Genomic DNA, 19113 nt, shown 5'->3' on the forward strand with positions numbered 1-19113 from the left:
CCATGCCCTCAGTCTCCCTCCTGATTCCGGCCTACAATGAAAGTGCGACTATCAGCGATCTTATTGATCGCTCGATTACCGTTCTGAAAAACTGCACACCGGATTACGAGCTCATCGTGCTGGACGATGCGAGTAAAGACAATACATGGGAACTCCTGCAGGAAGCCAAAATAAAACACCCGGAGATCCGCATTGAACGTCATGCCATCAATCAGGGAATCGCAACGACATTCGAGGATTTATACAAAGCCGCTACCAAAGATTTCCTCTTCCTCATTTCCGGAGACGGGCAATTCCCACCGGAAACCCTCATGAAATGCATGCCGCTCCTGGAGACGCACGACGTCGTCATCTGCGACCGCATCTACAAAGACTACACGATCTACCGGCACATCATTTCTTCCGCCTACCGCTGGCTCCCGCGCATTCTTTTTGGCGTGGACCTGCACGATCCGGGCACCATCAAATGTGTCCGCCGGGAAATTATTTCCGATATAAAAGTCATATCCACCAGCGTCTTTGTGGAAGCCGAACGGTTCATTCGTGCCGCCAAACGCGGCTACAAAATCGCCCATGTGGAGATGATCCAGGAACCGAGAAAGGGCGGCAAAGCACGCGGAGGCAAACCTTCGACGATCATCAGCTCTGTGAGCGATATGCTGAAAGTCTGGTGGATACTCCAGATCCTCAGACGCAAACCATAATCAGACGTACACTAAGAATTTATAGAGGAAAAAATTCCAGAACACGACCGATGCGTTGGCAAGAATCTTCGCCCCCTCTTCTGGAATCCCGATAATGTCCACGCAAATATAGAGCACGAGGGTCGTGGCAAACAGATTCCAAAGCCCAAGCAGACAGTACCGTAGAAAGTGATTCCCGATCCGGTCATGCTTCTTGAATGCGACATATTTATGCAGCAGGAATGCACTGATGAATCCACAGACGCCACTGATAATCGATGCAGTGATGTAAAAGAGGCCCAGCGTAATCAGAAGTAAATACAGACCAATGTCGATGGCAGCCGCCGACCCTCCGGTAAAAATATAGGTAATGAACTGACGGGCATGGAGTGGCAGCCGGCGGAATCGGACCATCAGTGGGAAGGTGTGAATGATGGTTTTGAGGGAATGCATCTGGAACTGCATTTCGTATGCAAGCGGCAATCTTGCTCCCTCTCGCGGAACAAGCCAGATCTTCAGCAGCCGCAGCGTGACGCCAATCATCGTGCGGGTATTCCGCCAGAGCACCCACTTACACCATCCAAAAAAGGTGATGTTCTCCGCGCGCTTTGCTTCCATCAGAAGGTACCGATGGTTCTTGGCAACCAGATCTTTCGCGGGCGGCAGCGGGACAGGCAGTTCTGACTCAAGCATCTGAAGCTCCACTCCCTCCTTCACTTTGATACGCTCATGAACAGGCTTCTGATACCCCTCAATGAGCGGCCGGTAGAAGAAGCGAATCTGGAGCGCCGGGTACTGGGATGAATACATGATCTTCGTGCCGTCGACGTAATACCGGCGAAACGCCATGTAGACGCCTTTTTTGTCGTCGGCAATGAGACGACGGACCTCCTCGGTAAGATCCGGCTTGATGCCTTCATCAGCATCAACAACTAAAACCCAATCATATTTTGCAGCATTAATGCTCTCGTTACGGATAGCGGCAAAATCGCGGATACGTCCTTCGGTATCAAGGTACACCGGGTTCTGCGGCATGATCGTCACATTCGGATAGCGCTTCGCAATCTCCACTGTCCGGTCTGTGGAATGTCCATCCTGCACAATCACCTCTCCGAAATCCTTGAGGGTCTCCAGACAATGCTCAATAGACCGCTCGCTGTTACGCGTCAGAACCTGGACCGAACAGGGAATGGGAGAGTGCGTCATGTGCCGGAGTGGATGTAGACGTCCATCTTCGCAATCAGTGCTTTCAGGCTGTGCCGCGTTTCCACAATTTCATACATGGCATTGGCGTCGATAGGCGCTTTCGATCCGTACGTCAGAATGAAAGCGGCAATCGCCTCCGGAGTATCGGTCTCTGGAGCAACAGGAATACCGATGGCGAGCGCATTGCCTTTGGTGGTCATCGGGTAACAACCGCAGGTCATAGCTTCGACCATGGTTTTGTCGATTGTTTCTGACGCCATATTGAGAATCAGCTGATGCGCCACATACAGAGCAGGCAGATCTTTGCTCGCGATGATGCCGTGGAACGTGACGCGATGTTCCAGCTGCAATGCTGTGACAAGTGCTTTGAGCTCCGCCACATAGTCCGCTTCCGCTTCAATCCCGTACACATCAAGCGTGAAATCCTCGGGTAAAAGAATGAGGGCACGGATGATAAGTTCCAGGCGTTTGCTACGTGACAGACGGTGCACGACGAGCAGCTTCCTCGGATCAGGATCGACATTCGGACGCTTCGCCCAGTACCCCAGATCCACACCATGACCGACAACGACTTTCTTCGGATTCCCCTCGTATTGCGGCATGCTCTGTGGCGTCGCACAAAACATTCTCTTTCCATACCAACCGATGAGCCGGAGTCCGGCCTGCATTTTGTAGTGGGTGTACCACAGGTAGGTCGGTTTACGGCGGAGAATAAATGCCGGCGCTCCCAGCAGTCCCCACACCGGTGCCATATGAATGAAAATGCGATCGAAAGGGAGGGTGAATGTCAGGCGGATGAAGGTGAGAATCTGCATCATCTTCGATAACCCTCTTTCTTTCCCCAGCGAGTGCACAGTGAACGGAATACTGGTGATGCCGAGCGCGGCCATCGCCTCCTCCGGTCGCCACTCCAGACAAATAACCTGCACGTCATAGCCAGCATTCCGGAACGCGTTAATCCACAGAATGCCAAAGGCATCCTGGCCGTGGAGTTTCTGGGTGATAAAAAGAAGCTTCAACTTCCCCTCCCCTGCAGGGGAGGGTGCCCCAAAGGGGCGGGAGGGGATGGGAGCCTGTGACAAAGGAGAGAGATCATCCATTAGTCCCTACAGACTGCAAGAAACGGGCGTAATTGGCAATAAGCTTCTCGCGTTCAAAACGCTGCAGAACGCCTTTTGCCTCCTGCCCCATCTGTATGCGCAGCGCTTCGTCCTGCAGCAGCCGTTCAATCATGACAATCAGGTTGTCCGGCGTACCGGAGGTAAAGAGCCCGTTTTTCCCGTCTTCGATGACATCCGGCATCACGCCGACTTTTGTCACCACGACAGGCAGTCCACAGGCCATGGCTTCCAGTGCAATGCGCGGTCCGCCTTCACTCAGGGAATTCATCACGAAGACTTTTGCGTTCATCAGGGTGCGAAGAACATCATCCTGCTCCGCCAGCCAGCCGCGGAATTCCACTCTCTCGCTAATGTCGAGCTGCCGTGCAAGTTCCTCACACCGCTTGCGCTCAGGCCCATCACCAATGACAAGCAACGTAATGCGCGGGCGTTTGGCAATAGCGCGAAGCAACGTGTCGAGCCCCTTGTTTTCGACCAGCCGTCCGCAGAACGCGACGTCATACTGTTTTTTTGCAGGCTGCTGGAGCGCTGCAAATACCTGGTGATCCAGATAGAAAGACGGCACGACAGATACTTTGGACTTCTGCACCTTCCACGACAGCAACCGTTCCGCAGCCGGCTTGGACACGGTGCGCACTACATCGAACGAGCGGATTTCGAATGGCAGATAGAGACGGGAGAGCATCCGCCCAATACGTTCCGTAAGTGACGCAGGATCCGGATATCCAACAAGATGATGCAGCTCAAGCACGCTCCCGATCTTCATGCGTTTCAGAAGTTTTCGGGCACCGATGCCGTTATAGAAAGGCGGATACTCGTGCACGGTCATCACATTGTGATGAAAGAGCGCGTGCAGCTGCATTCCTTTTTTGAGAATCCATGCAGGCTGGCTCCACAGACTTTTTTGCGGCGACGGATGAAAATGCACATTCCCGAAAAAGGTCAGCGTGTCTGGATTACTTGTGTCGATATCCACGTACGGGCAGATGATATCAATACGCCCCCAATGCTTCGAAAACGCCTCCAGCGTATACCAGAACGCCCCGCGTTTTCCCGAGAGCACAGATCGATCGCCTGAAATCATGAGGAGATTCATAGCAAGCTGCGGAAGAGAGCGACATGCTCATCTGCCACAGTATCCCATGACCGCTCCGGGAGTGCACTTGCGGCGCGCTCCGCAATGACCGGATACAGTTGTTCGATGTCGCGGATTTCATTACTGATGTCTTTTGGCGAACGCAGAGCACGCAATTGCATCGCATCAGAAAGCTGGCGACTGAGGCCCGTTTCCTGTGTCAGAAGAACGGGCAAGCCGAGGCTGCGTGCTTCCAGTGCGGTATTCGGGCTGATCTCCGTGAGCGACGGCAGCACGAGCAGATCATGCTCCAGGAAAGACTGCTGCTTTTCATCTGCACCCTGTGCCGGACAAAACGTCACACGATCCGCAAGATGTTCCGCATGCACCAGGTCCTGCAGCTGTTTCAGGAGCGGCCCCTCACCCACACATGTGAGCGTTGTTGCAGGAAGATCGTGCAGCGCCATAATCAGTGATCCGAGATTTTTGAAACCGACAAACCGCCCGAGGTAGAGCACACGGAACGGGTCATGCTTTTCATGCAGCACCGGCGTTCCGGCAGGCAGGGTATTTTCAATCACATGATGCAGCGGCAGGTTGCGGTACACTTTTTCGTAGAGCTGTTCCTGGAAGTGCGTCGAAAATACGATGTGATCAAACGTTTGCAGTAAGCCATTCATCGGGCCCTGCAACATCGGTTTGGTTGCGTACCAGTCTGAAAGTGAGAGGAGTCCGCCTTTGTCTGTATAACGCTCCCACAGGAAATCTCCACCGAGCCTCAGAACCTTGCGCGGGTGTTTGAGTTTTGCGAGCCAGAGCGGCACGCCACAGCTGATGGATGAAAATGCGTAGATCACATCCGCCTCCGCACCGTGCTCCCGAAGTGCTTTTGCATACCGTCTCCACCGCGCAAGCATCCCTCCTTTGCGTGACACGCGGATAACCGGAATAGGTGCAGACATATTCTCCTGCTCGCCATACGCAATGATGCTCACCGTGCATCCACGATCAACCAGCCGTCGTGCCAGCTTCTCGACATACGTCGCAGGTCCGCCGATTTCCGGGGGATAGATGCCGGTTGCAAGAATAATCTTCATAACAAATCCTCGGAATCATCGGATTCTTCGGCGTCATCGGAATCCTCATCATTCTCCATTTTCAATTCATACCACGCTATCGTCTCCCGCACTCCGTCTGCAAACGACACCTGCGGCTCCCATCCAAGCGCACGCACAGACGACGCATCCAGACTATAGCGCCAGTCATGACCCGGACGATCGGGCACAAACTGAATGAGGCTCTCCGGCTTCCCAAGAGCCTTGAGCACCGTCTTGGCTACATCAATATTCTGACGTTCGTTTGACGCCCCGATCAGATACACCTGACCGTTCTCACCTTTTTCAAGAACGAGTTCGATTGCATCGGTGTGGTCTGTCACATAGAGCCAATCGCGCTTCTGCTTTCCTTCGCCATAAATGGGAATCTTCTGATCCATGAATGCACGGCCGATAATAACCGGCAGCAGCTTGCTCCTGTCCTGATGCGGACCGTAGTTATTCGTACAACGGGTAATGCGGACACTGATGCCATAGGTGCGGGCAGCTGCAAGCAGCAGCAAATCCCCGGACGCCTTCGTCGCCGCGTAGGGTGAGCTGGGCTTGAGAGTGGATGCACGTGTAAAGATCGGCTCGTCATCCTGCAGGTCTCCGTAGACTTCATCCGTGGAAATATGCACAAGCAGAATAGACGGATGCTTCTTGAGAAGTTCGATGAGCGACTGCACTCCGAGCACGTTACTATGCAAAAACGGCACCGCATTCTGAATGCTCCGGTCGACATGGGTCTCCGCCGCAAAGTTTACTATGGTATCTATCTCATAGTCCGAGACGAGCTTTTCGAGGAGCGGCAGATCGGCAATATCCCCCTCTACAAAGACGATGGCATTTGCCACAGGATCAAGGAGGGAGCGGTCAGCAGCATACGTGAGCGCATCCAGCACAATCACCTGATCCTCCGGATGCTGCCGGACGTGTCGCAAGACGTAATGCGAGCCAATAAACCCTGCGCCACCGGTAACCAGAATATTCATAGGAGAATCATACCGAACCCGGGCCTCAACCCCAACCCGAACCCATCTTGGCCTAGAAGCTGAAAGCTAGAAGCTATAAGCTAAACCCATGAAAGGCATCCTCATTTGCGGCGGCACCGGCTCCCGGCTTCGGCCCTTAACCGAAATCACGAACAAAAGCCTGCTCCCCGTCTACGACCGGCCCCTCATCCAGTTCCCGCTCCAGACACTTCTTGATGCAGGAATTACGGATATTGCGGTCATTACCGGACCGGAACACATTGATCAGATCACCAGCTTCCTCGGTTCCGGAAACCGTTTCGGTGCGACTTTTGCGTATAAAGTGCAGGACAGACCAGGCGGCATTGCAGAAGCACTGGGACTCGCGGAGGAATTTGCGGACGGCCAGAGTGTATGCGCACTTTTGGGGGATAATATTTTCTTTGATGATCTGACCCCTGTCATCCGGTCTTTCCAGCGGGGCGGACATGTGTTTCTGAAAGAAGTCGATGACCCCCGCCGTTTCGGCGTGGCGGAAATGGACGGCGACCGGGTGATATCCATCGAAGAAAAACCGGCAGAGCCGAAAAGTAATTTTGCGGTGACAGGGTGTTACATCTACGACCCTCGCTGTTTCGAGATTATCAAGAATCTTGCAGCATCCGCCAGAGGCGAAAAGGAAATCACGGATGTGAGCCGCGGATTCCTGGAAGCAGGAGACCTGAAGGCAACCGTCCTGCAGAAAGAATGGGTCGATGCCGGAACATTCGAGAGTTTGTTTGAGGCAGCGAGCTTAGTACGCGCCCAGCGTCAGGCTGCGTTATAAACTGCTGCATACTGCTCGGCAATCTCCTTCCAGTCATACGTTTCCGCATGCACGATTCCCTGCGCACTCAGCTGTGCGCGGAGCGCCTCATCCGCACAGAGTCTTTCCAAAGCCAGCGCTGCTGCTTCACTGTCATTGGGCGGAACCAGTAATCCCGTTTCCTCATCTTTCACAATATCCGGAATCCCGCCGACATTCGTCGCCACAATCGCACATCCAGCGGCCTGCGCCTCCAGAAAAACATTGCCGAGTGCCTCACTGCGGGAGAGAGCGCAGAAAATGCCGGCTTCGGCAAACTCAGTAGAGACGGAAAGAGGGGGCAGATATCCACGGAAGACAATGTGTCCACTTTTGACGAGTTGCGGATGACGTGCTTCCAGAGCTGATCGCAGTGATCCATCCCCCACCACATGCAGAATACTGTCCGGGTACCGCGGGACAAGGAGCGCAAAGGCATCGAGGAGCACTGCCACTCCTTTCATTGGTTCCAGGCGTCCGACAAACAGCAGGCGTCCCGGCACCTTCTTGGTACTCTTACGTGCTTTGCGAAGATCCTCCAGACGAATACCGTTCGGAATATGGACAACATCGGTGCGTCCCAACTGCTTCGCACGTTCCACCAGAACGGAGCTGATGGCAGTAATTGCATCCGCTTTCCGGTGCATAAGCCCGAGCAGGAATGACGTGTTTGTGCTCTGGCACGTGAGAATCCTTTTGGCTTTCGGTACCGTGCGGGCGCAGAAAACGAGCGCAAGACCCGCAAACGATTCGAGTACCGCATGGATAATATCCGGCTTGTACTGGCGTGCGGCAAAGGGCGCCAAAAATGGGAAGAGCCACTTATCGAATCCAAATCCAAACCCGATGCGATGAACAGGAACCTTCCCGATCTGATCATGAACCGGAAGTGACTTGCTCATGCGCGCTGTGATGATCACAAACGAAAAATCATCCGCAAGAATGGCCGGCACCTCCTCCGCACAAGCCTCCGCACCGCTCCGGAATGGAGTCAGGAATGCCGAGAGGATAACAATCTTCTTCACGTACCCAGCATAACCAGTCTAACGCAAATGCGCCACATTCATTGACGCGTTTACCGATTCTCAAAAAAACTCTGATACTGCCACCCCACCGAATCCCAGCTGAAGACTTCATCAATCCGCTTGCGTGCAGCAATCCCAAGGTCGCGCCGCTTGGCAGCATCGCTCAGTAAGCGGCGGATATGTGCTGCCAAAGCTTCACGATCACCTGCCGGAAACAGGAGTCCCGAGATACCGTTTTGGAGCAGATAGCGGTTACCACCGACATCGGATGCAATACACGCACAGCTGCTTGCCATCGCTTCCATGAGTGCATTGCTGAGGCCTTCGCTATAGCTCGGAAGCACAAAAATATCAGTCGCACCGAGGATGGCGGGAATATCCTCTCGAAGCCCCGTGAATTGCACCTCATGCTGATATGTTTCGACGAGCGGATGCTTGTCTGTATACCAACCGACAACCTGAATCTGCAGATCCGGAAATTCTTTCTTAAGCGGTACCGCAGCCGCCACAAAATCGTCCACACCTTTGACCGATTCCAAGCGCCCGATATACGTCACCCTGGTGACCGATGACTGATGACCGATACCCCGTCCGTATGGAGCAGGATCAATTCCTGTCGGAATCACGCGGGATTTTTTCCTGATGCCAAGAATCCTCAGAATGCGCTCCGGTTGCGGATGGAAAAATACAACGCGACTGGCGCCAAGCAGCACAAGCCATCCCATTGTCCACGCACCCATCCGCATGATAATGCCCGGCACAATGCCGCGCGGAAACCACGTAATGCCGACGAGCGCATCCGTCAGGAGTTGTACTCGATAGCCGCGAAGTCGCAGCGGAATCATGGAAAATGATGTCCAGAAGAGGACTTTATTGATGACAATGTGATCCGGCTTTACCTCGTTGATGACGCGGCGGGCGTAGCCTGCAAAGCCAAATGCGATCCCGAAATTCAGCGGATCTTTCAGAAAAATATCTTTGCGGAAATGGACTGTAAGCGTGTCGGATATTTTTTCGACACGCGTCTCAGATCCCATGCACACAACCACCACCTTGTACCCGATTCTCTGCCAGAGTTCAGCCAGCTTGAAACTGCTCACCATCCACCGATGCTGCTCTTTCCAGTACGGACTGATGAGAAGAATCGTCTGCATAGGGTTAATGAGAATCTTTCACCTGATCGTCCTTTGCAAGGCCTGCATCGCGCAAAGCCATTCCCCGGATCATCCGCGTCTGGCGCTGCTCAAGTTCTTCCAAACGGATAATGATGTAAAACACCATGAAGAAGAGAATGCCGATGGATGTGAAGATCACCGCGTTCTCCTGACTCTTGATACCCGTTGCAGCCGTGAGGTACGACAGAAGCTTGGGGTAAATGGCAATCAGTGCAATCACCGCCCAGAAGACGGTCCAGAGCAGTGCCTCCCACAACGTCTTTTTCTGACGCATCACCAGATTCCATGCGTAGATGACTGCAAGGATAGAGAGAAGCGGGACAACAATCTGATAGGGCGTGAGGGTCATCGGAGAAAGGAGCGTAAGAGAATTTTAAAAGCGGTACGGACGCCATTGGCGAATGACTGGCCTTTCGCGAGTGTATATTCGGAGTAGATCACCTTGATGGGGATTTCTGCAATCCGCCACTTGTGCTGCACGGACTCACGCACAATCTCCGTACAGAATTCAAAACCGCTCATGCGGAGATTGATGTCTTTCAGCGCCTTCGGTCCGAATGCCTTGAATCCGCACTGACTGTCACTCACCCAGAGTCCTGTGGCAGTGAATGACACAATGTTTCCAATACCATTGAAAACACGGCGGACGAACGGGATTTTATTGCGGGTTCCGAACCGGTTGGCGAACACGATATCTGCTTTGTTCTCTGTAAGCGGCTTCAGGAGTGAAGGAATGTCTTCCGGCGCATGCTGCTCGTCAGCATCCAACGTCACCACAATATCCGCACCCAGTCTGCGTGCTGCTTCCAGACCGGTCATCGTTGCCGCACCGGCGCCACTATTACTCATGTGCCGCACCACCAATGCACCTGCCTTCATTGCCATATCACCCGTATTATCTTTCGATCCATCATCCACCACCACCACGCGATCCACATATTTCATGACATCACTCGCCACCGACGCAATACGCGTGGCTTCATTATAGGCAGGAATGACGGCAATAATCATGAGGATAGCTTATAGCTTTTGGCTTTTAGCTTCCACTACGCGCAAAACAGCCCCAATCCTGACTTTACGGCAAGAGGATATAGACTATCCCGCCAGCCGTATCATTCACCACAGCCTGAAGCCCGAGGCCCGGCGTGTTGGCAAAATCAAGGAATGCTTCCACTTTCTTATGCAGCGTACCGTTCGGATCGCGTTCGATGGTCGCGGTATTCGTATCGAAAATGATGCTGTTGAACCCGAGAGCCTTCATGCGCTTGAGCGTCAGCTGTGCATCTTTATCCTGATTGATACAGCTGAAGAGATCGAGCTGGTTATCGGCAATAGGCAGCACTTCCAGATTTTTCGGGATGAAGTACGGGATAAAGGTTCCGACACGGTAGACATACGGTGCATCGGGCATCGTTTCCGCACGCTGGATGACAACATCGCGGATGAGATTATAGTGAGGAATTGTGCGTTCCTGCATGGCAGGCGCAGACACGACACCAAAGGCATACGTGTAGAGACTCCGCTGATTTTCAAACTGCCAGAAGCGGTTACCGAACGCGATGAGAAGAGACAGACCGAGGAATACCGACGCAGTGATTTTCGTCGCCTGATCCGGCGCTTTGGCCACGAGTGCTTCCAGTCCGATCACGAGTCCCAGGAACATACCGATGCCATACCAGGGCACGCCGTTTGCAAGGAAGACCCACTGCACCACCATGAACGATGTTGCGACAAAGAGCCATCGCAGCCACCGGCCTTTCTTTGTCCAGAAGTACGGGAGGAGAAGGAGCAACGGAAAGAGAAGCAGCGCAGGAATTGTCGTGACGTAATACCCGGCACTGTCCGTATTCATGACTGATCTCCAGGGCAATCCCAGGTAATGGGAAATACCTGTGCCGTAACCCCAGTACCGATCGAGCTCTTCCACTTTGGAAGTACCACCCACGCACGCGGCATTCTGCGGATCGACTGCCAGTTCAGCAGGAAGAGAACGCGCATTATCTTCCGGACCCACCACCTGTCCACCCACCAGGAAATCCGGCGTGATACGGTTTGGCGTGCGGAGAATCAGTTTCGGGATAACGTTACCGGCGACAATATTATTATGGATGACCCATGGCAAAAGCGTACCGACAAACACAGCCAAGAAGACTGCAGAGACAAGGAATGCTTTTTTGACACGCGCCGGATGCAATGCAGAGAAGACACCGATAATCGCGGCGCCGATGACTGCAAAAAGTACGCCAGCGGTCGAGCGTGAGACAACATCAGGATTGCCGAACAAACGCTGGAAGACATCTTTTACATTGAACACATTCTGGAACGTGAAGACCGCCCATGCCAAAAATCCACCACCAATAAAGGCGGCAGGCTGCAACAGCACACCAACAAGAACGGAGAAGACGGACATCACCACCATGACAGTGGTTGGTTTCATGGCAAAGCCAAATCCACCGAGAATGCCGGCAAGAATGATCCACTGCCAGGAGAATCCTGCAGGAACCACTTCTGCATCATCATTGTCATGCTCCTCTTCTGTATGCGCCGGAAAGACACCGAGGAAGGCGGCAAGAATACAGAGCGCACCCATCGTGAAGACGGCGTTGTCCACCTTCATGTCTGCAAAAGAGAAGTGTCCGACAAGCGGCAATGTGTAGTAGAGCAATGCGGCAATCAGCCCCTGCCTGCGGCCGAGATACGTGGCACCGAATGCGTAGATGGCAAAGACCGCAAAGAGGCCTGCCATCCAGTTGATCATCATAGAAGTCGTAGCACCAAACCAGCTGTTGTACCCAAAAAGCAAAAAGCCGAGCGACGTAATATATTCCCACTGGAATGCACCCATGCGCGGAATGAATTTGCCATAGCTCACCAGCAGGCGCGGGTCGTTCAGATACACACCAAGATCATCCCAGCCAATCGGGAACGGGCGGACAACGGTCAGGAAGTTAAAGACCAGATAACTCAGGAGTAACCACGTGAGGAACAAGAACGCACTGTGCCATGCTCCGGTAAACTCCCAACGTCTGTTGGCAAGAGAGTGGACCCAGTACACGGCATGGGGCCAGGCAATAAACGGCAATGCACCAAGAACCAGCCATCCGGCCAACTGTGTATAAACACCGGCAACAGCGAATAACCACAAGACGACAATCAATCCGCACACTCCGAGTGCCGCACTGAATACTGCTTCCAATAACGGCGTTTTTGCAGGAACGCGAAGCAGCTGCAAAAGCATGCGACCGAACGCAAGAAGCACAAAGAGCAGATACCCGATGGAGAGCATTTCCGTAAAGACGCGTGTCACAAACGCACGCTGCATACACAGGTGATGCACTTCAGAAATCTCCACACCGACCGATGCACTCTGCACTTCCGTCAGACATCCGCTCTCCTTTAACTGCATATAATCCTCCGCAAGGGTGTTGATGGTGCTCTGATCAGCACCCGGATACACCTGAGCGCTCGGCATAAAGACCCGGCTGTACGGCTGGCCATCAATGGAACCGAAACTCAAAACCGTGAAGAGCAACCACGTACACCCAAGGAACGCCAGACACATTTTAAGCGGTGTCATGGTGAAGCGCAGCTTCCACTCTCCCGTTTTCATAAAGGACATTCCAAGCAGCACACCATACGCAATCACGCTCCAGACCAGATACCACAGGAAAGGCGCAGCCCGTCCGATGGTATGCCCGATGAACGGAAAGAACGTATTCCACTGCTGACAAAACAGATTGGCACCACAGCGGCTTGTGATGGAAGCCTGACTCGCTTCGGACAGAAGAACTGCCTGGTGCACCTGGACCGACAGATACGTCAGCACGGTATAGCCTCCCCAGAGAATAAGCAGACACAGTAGGCTAATACGCAGGGTCTTTTGGAGTTGTTCGGTCATAGAAAGCGGGAAATCAATGGCCTGAAGTATAGCGACCACCAGAGGCCTGGTCACTCTACTTTTCGGTAAAGGATAGGAAAAATCCATTGGAAAGCAGAAAAGCACTCCGGCGAATACGGTATACTGTCACCTCATGAGCCTGCCCCTCACAGACATCCGCCGGCACTTCCCTTTCCTGAATGCAGGAAACATCACGTATCTCGACAGTGCGGCCACATCGCAAAAGCCGCAGGTAGTGATCAATGCGATGTGCGATGTATACGAAAAAGGCATCGGGAATCCTCATCGCGGCATGCACCCGTTTGCCGAAAAAGCGACGGCGCTCTACGACGATGCCCGGCAAACCGTTCAGCAATTCGTTCATGCAAAGTACAACGACGAAATTATCTTCACGAAGAGTACGACCGAGTCTATCAACCTGCTGGCACATAGTCTGGGTGAAGACATGCACCCCGGTGATGCGGTGCTGATATCCGTTCTGGAACATCACAGCAATATCGTCCCCTGGCTCCAGCTGAAAGAGCGGAAAGGAATTGATATCCGATGGATCGAGATAACGGAGAGTGGACAGATCAATAGCGAATCCATGGAAAAACAGATGACGGATAACCGCGTGAAGATTGTAGCAGTGACTGGACTGAGCAATGTGATGGGTACTGCACCGGATCTGAAAAAAATCAGTGCGCTCGCACGCGCGCACAATGCACTCCTGATTGTTGATGCAGCCCAGATGGCTGCCCATCTTCCGATTGATGTGCAAGACATTGATTGTGACTTCCTCGCGTTCTCCGGCCACAAAATCTACGGACCAACCGGCATCGGTGTGCTCTACGGAAAACGCGATCTTCTGCGCACACTTCCCCCTTTCCTCGGTGGCGGCATGATGATCCGCGAAGTGACAAGGGACGGATTCACCGCCGCAGACGCCCCCGCAAAATTCGAAGCCGGAACCCCACCTGTTGCAGAAGCAATCGGGCTCAAGGCGGCTATCGACTGGCAAAACCAATTCTCCTGGGATGACCGTATTGCTCATGAACAAGCCCTTCTCACTTTGGCCCAAGAAGAGCTATCGATGATCGAAGGACTTCATATTTTAGGCAATCTTTCTACCGGCACCCCAATCACCAATCACCCATCACCAATCACCCATCACAGCTGCATCAGCTTCGTTATCGACAATATCCATCCTCACGACCTGACCGACATGCTCGGACAAAAAGGAATCTGCCTCCGCGCGGGCCACCATTGCGCCCAGCCACTGCACACAGCACTCGGCATGAATGCATCCGCCAGACTCTCCGTCAGCATCCACACCACTGAAGAAGAAATCCTTCGTGTCCGCCCCGCAATTCTCGACGCAATCAACATTCTCAAGCCCCATAACCCATAACCAATCACCAATAACCCGTCATGGATCTCTACGCCGACACCATCCTCGACCACTACCGACATCCCCGCTTCAAACAGGAGCGCGGCGATGCGACGGCTGCGCATACAGAGAAAAATCTAAGCTGCGGCGACGTGCTCACAGCCTTCCTGACAAGCGATGATGTGGACCATGCAGAACTGAACTGGACCGGCGACGGCTGCGCCATCAGTCAGGCAGGAATGTCGATTCTGGCAGAGGCCATGCAGGAGAAAACCCTGACCGAACTCGATGCTCTCACAGCCGCCGATATCCTCACGCTTCTGGGCATCCCTGTCGGCAACCGCCGCATCAAATGCGCCCTTCTCTGCCTCCATACCCTGAAAAACACCCTCCATACACTCCGGGGCGAATCATTGCAGACTTGGGCAGAAACGGTTGGAAATGACGCCAAAACCAGTTAGGATGGCAGTCCCGAGCCGCCCTAGCTCAGTGGTAGAGCACTTCCATGGTAAGGAAGTGGTCGTCGGTTCAATCCCGATGGGCGGCTCCATTTTTGTAAATCCACGTAGCCCTAGCTCAGTGCAGCCCCAGAGGGGCGCCCCTAAAAAACACCTGTGACGCCACAGCGTCACATCCATGGTAAGGAAGTGGTCGTCGGTTCAATCCCGATGGGCGGCTCCATTCAACATACAAAAAAGCCGGCTTGCGCCGGCTTTGAGAATCAAAGGAAGAATCACATCACTGTGTGGCTGCCGTAAAGGTCACCGTTGTCTGGTACGTTCCTGTCGGCTGAATCTTGGTTGCACCAACCTGCGCACGGAATCCGATCTTGATCATGTCACCGCTTCCTGTCTGAGACGCAGTCGTGCTCTGACGGATAGTAAGCGTAGAACCTGTTTTCACGCGGGCCCACTTTTCTGTGGATGCATCTGTTCCCCACAGCATCGGCGCCACATCGGATCCGGAGCTAGTGGAAGACACGCGACCACCCCAACGGGCATCATTGGTCGTACCGCTCGGGTTCAGTTCCCACGTCTTGGTATAGTTGAAGGCACTTCCAGTACCGAAGGCCTGGATAATATCTTCAAACTGGCTGATAAGGTGTCCTGTTTTTGAACCGCCGCTTCCCGTCTGAACGCGCCAGCCAAGGGTATAGCCAGCCGTATTGTTTGTCTGCACACGACACTTCACCGCACGGTTATCCGAATACACACCCGTATCTCCTGTGTAGGTAATCGTTCCAAGGCTCAGTGTTTCTCCAGAACCACGGGAACCATCTCCGTTCGCATCACATGCAAGTCCAAGCGCCGCGGCCAATGTGACCTGAACAACGGCAGTTTCGCTATCTGTCAGTGCAAATCCCTTCAGCGGCTCCGCAATGGTAACAGTCATACAGTAGAGACCAACCATGGCAACAATACCAACGGTCACTGCACGCTGCTTTCTTTCGGAAGTAAGGAGAGGAGATGTACTCATACGATGTGTGGGTATATATATGTGTTAATTATTTCGTGTTTCGTAACAATGATAGCATAGATTCACATAATTTGCAAGAAACTCATAGCGCAGTTTCCCCTTCCCAAAGGATAAACATGAGAGATTTGAAGAATGTGGCAGGATGACGCAATGTATCAGACAAGGACCGCCAGGCGGTACGAGGAAGGGTTTCTTTCATCGGTGTCAGAGGAGTGTGCTGCTCAATGCGGCTTGTTTCACCGCGTGCACAATCCACACCATAGGTCAGATTCAACACGGCACGCGCCAGCATCGTAACCATTTCCGCACGGTTCATATGATCATTCGGACGGACAAGACCCGTATCGGCATCTCCCAGCAGCACACAATGATCGGCAGCAATCTGCACTGATCGCGTATACCACTGATCCGGAAGATTATCCGGAAAAACCGGTGCATACCCATTCCGGGAAAGATGGAGGAAGCGCACAATCATCTGCGCAGCTTCTGCACGGGTCACAAGGAGTGCAGGTTTATCAAAACACGGACGTGTGCCGTAACAATCTCCATACCCGATCATCCAGCCACGACGCCCTGCTTCTTCAGTGTAGGGAAAATACCAGCTGCGCAGAGGGACATCGGCAAAGCTCGGCACAGAAGGAGACGGCGCAAGAATGCCACCGGACATCACCACAAGCAGCTTTGCAAAAGCAGCACGGGTTGCGCCGGCTTCAGGATAAAAAAGGCAGGCAGGATCTATATAGCCGGCACCACGGAAAGCGCGGACAGGAGCGGTAAACCAGACATCATCCGGAACATCCTCATACCAGGCTCCGTCACACGGAACAGGTGCAGCGGGACGCGTGCGATGCAAGCGGGCCCATCGATTTATTTTTTCATCAATACGATCCCCGAGCGATCCGGTAGGAAGATCCGGCGGGGTGACAACAGCGACGGTAACGGATGATGTGCTGTCACTCGACACAGCTGATGACACATCGGAAGAGGACGACAAAGAAGAAGAGACAGAAGAGGATGAAACGGAACTGGATGAAACAGATGAAGAAGACACGACAGGCGTTCCCGATCCGCAATTGCCGGTTCCCGGATCTCCGTCATCCGGCCCAATGACAGAGACAGCAATACACACCTCCTCCGTTGTGGCACGAAGATGGTGCAACGGAGAAAGAAGCAACGAGATGGACAAACCGGTCATCAGGAAAACAGCTGCAACCAGTCCGTGCCAGGCGGGAAAATATCTCTTCTGCCTGCGGGATAAAGGGTGTGTCTTCAAATCCCCTCATTATAGCAAAAAAGCACCGAAAAGGCCATCCCGTTCATCAGGATATCAGCGGGACTCCTTCTTTCGAGGTGTCTTGCGTGCCGCATTTTCCGGCTCGCGGCGGCGGAACTCAAAGCGGGCCATTACGTACTGCACCAGGAAAGAAACCAGGAAAATCAGAAGGAGAATGACCAGAACCGGCAGAAGCGGGATAACCCAGAAACTGGTGGACACTGATTCGAGATGCCGGCCATTGAATGCCGTAAAATCAGTGGAAGCGGTATAACGACCGAGGGCAAAACGCGGAGACCAGGTAAATGTACGCGCACGCTCAGACTCACGCAGAACTACCCAATCCTTAAAAGGCACTTCATCCACCGGAATACCGAAAATATTGCGGATGTCGACCGTTCCTGTAGGCAACATGTGAACCGTACCGGTATTTTTGGCAAGCAAGCGAAGATGGACAGGCAACGACCAGTTGAGCCGCTTGCTGGCAGTCAGACTGTCAATGAGTCCATTTTCAATGACATCTCCCTGCACACTGACCACAAAGAGGCTGGCAACGCGGGAAACAATATTGATACCGGACTCTTCAGTGGGCGGAATTTCGCGGGTGACAATCAGTGCTGCCTGATGATCTCCGGCATCGGCATTGGCCGGCACACGGACGGTGACACGGATAAATGCGCGGTCTGCATGCAACAGCTGAACGCGGCGGATTTCCGGGGTGAGCCATCTGCGCGCGGAATAGGCACTGTCGAGGCCTTCAGCAAAAAACATCGGCGTCCCCTCCTGTTCAGGGTTGGCAATGAAATCTTCGCTCGTAAGGTTAAAAATCGCATCAGTGCCGCTGCGATTCGTGAGTTCCACATCAACCGTCCGCTCTTCCCCCGGAGCCATGGATAAAATAAATCGTGTGGGACCGAGTGTGAAATCGTTGAGGACAGGTGTGTCACTCTGAACATTGATACGCAAACTCATCGGGCGCAAAGCCGAATTCACCAAAGGAGTCGTGGCCGCATCCACCGGCGTGATGGAAAGAAAAAATGCCGCTAGAAGAACCAACTGAAGTGCGCGTCTCATGCTGGTGTGGAAGAGTAGTGCATGGAACAGCATATGCACAAGTGCGGCTGGTATGGACAAACACCCTGGTCTACACTGCAACTGCTTTTCCATCCGCCTCTCTTTATGAAAAAAATCCTTGCCGTTCTTCTGACGCTTGTCCTGGTGGTTGTCGGCGTTGTTGCTTATAACCAGTATCAAATTCGCGCACTCGAAACACTCGTGAAAGAAAAAGCGGCTGCAGTGGCAGCAGGATATGGCACCATCATTGACCAGACACTTGTGCCACTGAACAAGACGCAAACGCTCAGTCAAACGCAAGCCACCATTTTGCGTGTCGTCACCCAAACAAGAGAGGCCCTCGGGGAAGAAGAAAAAACACCTGCCATGGTCTCACTCATTCATACCATGCAGCTTTCTCTCGTCTCTTTTCTGAAAAGCGTACAACCGGACCAGTCATTCTCCGGCAGTGACCCGATCGCGTACCTGCAGCATGAAATGAGCGAGCGCGGCGATATCAATGAACAGCTGAGTGCCTACAATGAAGCAGCCAAGCAATGGAATGACCGGATACAAAACAAGATAGGCAGCTTAAAAGGAAATATCCTGGGAACGGAAGGTGCATTGCTCCCCTATCTGCGTTTTGACGGCCAGCAAGAGTATTTCACGACTATTTCCCTCTAAAAACACCGCCATTTGGCAAAGAGAACAAAGGTTCAGGCTGCGCTACAAAAGTTCAGATGGATGCGCAACAGCCGGAGAGTGGCGTGAAACGGCAATCAGAGCACAATCTGTGAGAGGACAATCGGGTATAGCAAACAAGACATGGCTTGTGTCTGCGATACTT

The 19113-nt window shown here is 53.1% G+C and carries 18 protein-coding genes, 1 tRNA gene and 1 pseudogene; 7 read left to right on the plus strand and 13 right to left on the minus strand.

What is annotated here, in order from left to right; all coding sequences use genetic code 11:
* Positions 1-2: 2 nt before the first annotated feature.
* A complete protein-coding gene (locus K8942_05635) occupies positions 3-704 on the plus strand; it encodes a glycosyltransferase family 2 protein (GenBank protein ID UPA22500.1) in 702 nt (233 codons plus the stop codon).
* Here K8942_05635 and K8942_05640 read toward each other — a convergent pair whose 3' ends face one another.
* From K8942_05640 to rfbB, 5 genes are read right to left on the minus strand one after another with little or no spacing between them, the layout of a single operon-like run.
* Positions 705-1889: a GtrA family protein gene (locus K8942_05640; GenBank protein UPA22501.1), complete on the minus strand. Its 1185-nt coding sequence runs from the start codon at positions 1887-1889 to the stop codon at positions 705-707.
* Positions 1886-2989, minus strand: coding sequence for a glycosyltransferase family 4 protein (locus tag K8942_05645; GenBank protein ID UPA22502.1), 1104 nt, complete (start codon positions 2987-2989; stop codon positions 1886-1888). Before K8942_05645 ends, K8942_05640 begins: the two co-directional genes overlap by 4 nt.
* Complete coding sequence (locus K8942_05650; protein UPA22503.1) at positions 2982-4106, minus strand: glycosyltransferase; 1125 nt, start codon at positions 4104-4106, stop codon at positions 2982-2984. The genes K8942_05645 and K8942_05650 overlap by 8 nt, the downstream gene beginning before the upstream one ends.
* On the minus strand, positions 4103-5182 hold the full coding sequence (locus K8942_05655) for a glycosyltransferase family 4 protein (protein UPA22504.1): 1080 nt from the start codon (positions 5180-5182) through the stop codon (positions 4103-4105). Before K8942_05655 ends, K8942_05650 begins: the two co-directional genes overlap by 4 nt.
* On the minus strand, positions 5179-6174 hold the full coding sequence (gene rfbB, locus K8942_05660) for a dTDP-glucose 4,6-dehydratase (protein ID UPA22505.1): 996 nt from the start codon (positions 6172-6174) through the stop codon (positions 5179-5181). The genes K8942_05655 and rfbB overlap by 4 nt, the downstream gene beginning before the upstream one ends.
* Positions 6175-6262: 88 nt before the next feature.
* Here rfbB and K8942_05665 point away from each other — a divergent pair, with 88 nt between their 5' ends.
* The gene (locus tag K8942_05665) at positions 6263-6979 is read left to right on the plus strand and encodes an NTP transferase domain-containing protein (GenBank protein ID UPA22506.1); all 717 of its coding nucleotides are present in this window, start codon (positions 6263-6265) and stop codon (positions 6977-6979) included.
* Here K8942_05665 and K8942_05670 read toward each other — a convergent pair.
* From K8942_05670 to K8942_05690, 5 genes are all read right to left on the minus strand, one after another.
* Positions 6964-8022 carry a glycosyltransferase family 4 protein gene (locus K8942_05670; GenBank protein ID UPA22507.1) on the minus strand — a complete coding sequence of 353 codons (1059 nt, stop codon included), beginning with the start codon at positions 8020-8022 and terminating at the stop codon, positions 6964-6966. The two genes, K8942_05665 and K8942_05670, sit on opposite strands and share 16 nt — an antisense overlap.
* 50 nt (positions 8023-8072) lie before the next feature.
* Entirely contained in the window at positions 8073-9176 is a 1104-nt protein-coding gene (locus K8942_05675) for a glycosyltransferase family 4 protein (GenBank protein ID UPA22508.1), read from the minus strand.
* Between the two features lie 4 nt (positions 9177-9180).
* Positions 9181-9546 (minus strand): DUF2304 domain-containing protein, encoded by a 366-nt coding sequence (locus K8942_05680; GenBank protein ID UPA22509.1) that lies wholly within the window; start codon positions 9544-9546, stop codon positions 9181-9183.
* Positions 9543-10208, minus strand: coding sequence for a glycosyltransferase family 2 protein (locus tag K8942_05685; GenBank protein UPA22510.1), 666 nt, complete (start codon positions 10206-10208; stop codon positions 9543-9545). The genes K8942_05680 and K8942_05685 overlap by 4 nt, the downstream gene beginning before the upstream one ends.
* Before the next feature lie 64 nt (positions 10209-10272).
* Positions 10273-13095 carry a glycosyltransferase family 39 protein gene (locus K8942_05690; GenBank protein ID UPA22511.1) on the minus strand — a complete coding sequence of 941 codons (2823 nt, stop codon included), beginning with the start codon at positions 13093-13095 and terminating at the stop codon, positions 10273-10275.
* 133 nt (positions 13096-13228) lie between these two features.
* Between K8942_05690 and K8942_05695 the strand changes: the two genes are divergently transcribed.
* The 4 genes and pseudogenes from K8942_05695 (at position 13229) to K8942_05710 (ending at position 15145) form a co-directional block, all read left to right on the plus strand.
* Positions 13229-14485: a cysteine desulfurase gene (locus K8942_05695; GenBank protein ID UPA22512.1), complete on the plus strand. Its 1257-nt coding sequence runs from the start codon at positions 13229-13231 to the stop codon at positions 14483-14485.
* A gap of 20 nt (positions 14486-14505) precedes the next feature.
* The gene (locus K8942_05700) at positions 14506-14925 is read left to right on the plus strand and encodes an iron-sulfur cluster assembly scaffold protein (GenBank protein ID UPA22513.1); all 420 of its coding nucleotides are present in this window, start codon (positions 14506-14508) and stop codon (positions 14923-14925) included.
* Between the two features lie 14 nt (positions 14926-14939).
* Positions 14940-15014 (plus strand) — tRNA-Thr (locus K8942_05705).
* 15 nt (positions 15015-15029) lie between these two features.
* A pseudogene (locus K8942_05710) lies at positions 15030-15145 on the plus strand.
* Positions 15146-15202: 57 nt separating this feature from the next.
* Here K8942_05710 and K8942_05715 read toward each other — a convergent pair.
* From K8942_05715 to K8942_05725, 3 genes are all read right to left on the minus strand, one after another.
* A complete protein-coding gene (locus K8942_05715; GenBank protein UPA22514.1) occupies positions 15203-15940 on the minus strand; it encodes a hypothetical protein in 738 nt (245 codons plus the stop codon).
* Between the two features lie 82 nt (positions 15941-16022).
* Positions 16023-17213 carry a hypothetical protein gene (locus K8942_05720; protein UPA22515.1) on the minus strand — a complete coding sequence of 397 codons (1191 nt, stop codon included), beginning with the start codon at positions 17211-17213 and terminating at the stop codon, positions 16023-16025.
* Between the two features lie 54 nt (positions 17214-17267).
* The gene (locus tag K8942_05725) at positions 17268-18287 is read right to left on the minus strand and encodes a hypothetical protein (GenBank protein UPA22516.1); all 1020 of its coding nucleotides are present in this window, start codon (positions 18285-18287) and stop codon (positions 17268-17270) included.
* A gap of 105 nt (positions 18288-18392) precedes the next feature.
* Here K8942_05725 and K8942_05730 point away from each other — a divergent pair, with 105 nt between their 5' ends.
* Positions 18393-18950 (plus strand): hypothetical protein, encoded by a 558-nt coding sequence (locus K8942_05730; GenBank protein UPA22517.1) that lies wholly within the window; start codon positions 18393-18395, stop codon positions 18948-18950.
* The last annotated feature ends 163 nt before the right edge of the window (positions 18951-19113 follow it).

Source organism: Candidatus Peribacteria bacterium (assembly GCA_023038255.1).
Lineage (GTDB): Bacteria > Patescibacteriota > Gracilibacteria > Peribacterales > Peribacteraceae > CALREJ01.

What these genes read in the sequence shown, in the direction of transcription:
- K8942_05730 (UPA22517.1), top strand. Translation starts at nt 18,393, where the DNA reads ATGAAAAAAATCCTTGCCGTTCTTCTGACGCTTGTCCTGGTGGTTGTC.
- K8942_05685 (UPA22510.1), bottom strand. Translation starts at nt 10,208, where the DNA reads ATGATTATTGCCGTCATTCCTGCCTATAATGAAGCCACGCGTATTGCG.
- K8942_05650 (UPA22503.1), bottom strand. Translation starts at nt 4,106, where the DNA reads ATGAATCTCCTCATGATTTCAGGCGATCGATCTGTGCTCTCGGGAAAA.
- K8942_05640 (UPA22501.1), bottom strand. Translation starts at nt 1,889, where the DNA reads ATGACGCACTCTCCCATTCCCTGTTCGGTCCAGGTTCTGACGCGTAAC.
- K8942_05675 (UPA22508.1), bottom strand. Translation starts at nt 9,176, where the DNA reads ATGCAGACGATTCTTCTCATCAGTCCGTACTGGAAAGAGCAGCATCGG.
- K8942_05700 (UPA22513.1), top strand. Translation starts at nt 14,506, where the DNA reads ATGGATCTCTACGCCGACACCATCCTCGACCACTACCGACATCCCCGC.
- K8942_05715 (UPA22514.1), bottom strand. Translation starts at nt 15,940, where the DNA reads ATGAGTACATCTCCTCTCCTTACTTCCGAAAGAAAGCAGCGTGCAGTG.
- rfbB (UPA22505.1), bottom strand. Translation starts at nt 6,174, where the DNA reads ATGAATATTCTGGTTACCGGTGGCGCAGGGTTTATTGGCTCGCATTAC.
- K8942_05695 (UPA22512.1), top strand. Translation starts at nt 13,229, where the DNA reads ATGAGCCTGCCCCTCACAGACATCCGCCGGCACTTCCCTTTCCTGAAT.
- K8942_05665 (UPA22506.1), top strand. Translation starts at nt 6,263, where the DNA reads ATGAAAGGCATCCTCATTTGCGGCGGCACCGGCTCCCGGCTTCGGCCC.
- K8942_05655 (UPA22504.1), bottom strand. Translation starts at nt 5,182, where the DNA reads ATGAAGATTATTCTTGCAACCGGCATCTATCCCCCGGAAATCGGCGGA.
- K8942_05725 (UPA22516.1), bottom strand. Translation starts at nt 18,287, where the DNA reads ATGAGACGCGCACTTCAGTTGGTTCTTCTAGCGGCATTTTTTCTTTCC.
- K8942_05645 (UPA22502.1), bottom strand. Translation starts at nt 2,989, where the DNA reads ATGGATGATCTCTCTCCTTTGTCACAGGCTCCCATCCCCTCCCGCCCC.
- K8942_05635 (UPA22500.1), top strand. Translation starts at nt 3, where the DNA reads ATGCCCTCAGTCTCCCTCCTGATTCCGGCCTACAATGAAAGTGCGACT.
- K8942_05680 (UPA22509.1), bottom strand. Translation starts at nt 9,546, where the DNA reads ATGACCCTCACGCCCTATCAGATTGTTGTCCCGCTTCTCTCTATCCTT.
- K8942_05690 (UPA22511.1), bottom strand. Translation starts at nt 13,095, where the DNA reads ATGACCGAACAACTCCAAAAGACCCTGCGTATTAGCCTACTGTGTCTG.